Origin of the sequence: Citrobacter sp. TBCS-14 (assembly GCF_005280805.1) — a bacterium.
Classification (GTDB): domain Bacteria; phylum Pseudomonadota; class Gammaproteobacteria; order Enterobacterales; family Enterobacteriaceae; genus Citrobacter; species Citrobacter gillenii.
Map to the genome: position 1 here is coordinate 1 of NZ_SZWM01001219.1, position 245 is coordinate 245.

The 245-nt window shown below is 52.7% G+C and carries 1 protein-coding gene; it reads left to right on the top strand.

Translation table 11 applies throughout. The features are described from left to right. Window positions 1–245, top strand: a 245-nt coding sequence (locus FDX22_RS26340) for an ABC transporter substrate-binding protein (protein WP_146718011.1), incomplete at both ends; no start/stop codon positions are given.

A 245-nucleotide genomic window follows, 5' to 3' on the forward strand; every position in this document is an offset into this window, starting at 1 on the left:
GTTTACAGGGTTCACTGCATACCGAAGCACCAGAGTTACTGGGATTACACAATGTCGCGCAAATCCCGGGACGACATGGATTGACCCAGGTATCCATGGAAAATCTGTTGAGCTGGCAGCCCGATATTATCCTGGTTCAGGATGCAGTCACCGCACAGTACCTGCGAGAAGATCCCGTCTGGCAAGGGGTTAAAGCCGTTGCTGAGCAACGTATTCTGTTTCTCAGCGGACTGCCGTTTGGCTGG